General features: G+C 44.5%; 1 protein-coding gene. It reads left to right on the forward strand.

The window, feature by feature from the left end; genetic code table 11:
- The coding region (locus AC07M3_RS19045; RefSeq protein ID WP_494568033.1) for an elongation factor Tu at window positions 1–786 on the forward strand (786 nt) is incomplete at its 5' end.

Genomic DNA, 786 nt, shown 5'->3' on the forward strand with positions numbered 1-786 from the left:
AACAAGTGTGACCTTGTTGATGATGAAGAATTACTTGAATTAGTAGAAATGGAAGTTCGTGAACTTCTTTCTACTTATGACTTCCCAGGTGATGACACTCCAGTTATCCGTGGTTCTGCGCTTAAAGCGTTGGAAGGTGATGCTGGTCAATATGGTGAGCCTTCAGTTCTTGCTCTTGTTGAAGCGCTTGACTCTTACATTCCAGAACCAGAACGTGCTATCGATAAAGCATTCTTAATGCCAATCGAAGACGTATTCTCTATCTCTGGCCGTGGTACAGTAGTAACTGGTCGTGTAGAAGCTGGTATCGTGAAAGTAGGCGAATCAGTTGAAATCGTTGGTATCCGTGATACTCAAACAACTACAGTTACTGGCGTAGAAATGTTCCGTAAATTGCTTGACGAAGGTCGTGCAGGCGAGAACTGTGGTGTATTACTTCGTGGTACTAAGCGTGAAGACGTACAACGTGGTCAAGTACTTGCTAAACCAGGTACAATCAAGCCGCACACTAAATTCGATGCAGAAGTATACGTACTTTCTAAAGAAGAAGGTGGTCGTCATACTCCATTCCTTAACGGCTACCGTCCACAGTTCTACTTCCGTACAACTGACGTAACTGGCGCAATCCAATTACAAGACGGCGTTGAAATGGTTATGCCAGGCGACAACGTTGAAATGTCAGTAGAATTAATCCACCCAATCGCAATGGACCCAGGTCTACGTTTTGCGATCCGTGAAGGTGGTCGTACTGTAGGTGCTGGTGTTGTTGCGAAAGTAACTGCATAA

The sequence above is a fragment of the Acinetobacter sp. GW821-FHT09D10 genome (assembly GCF_059416285.1).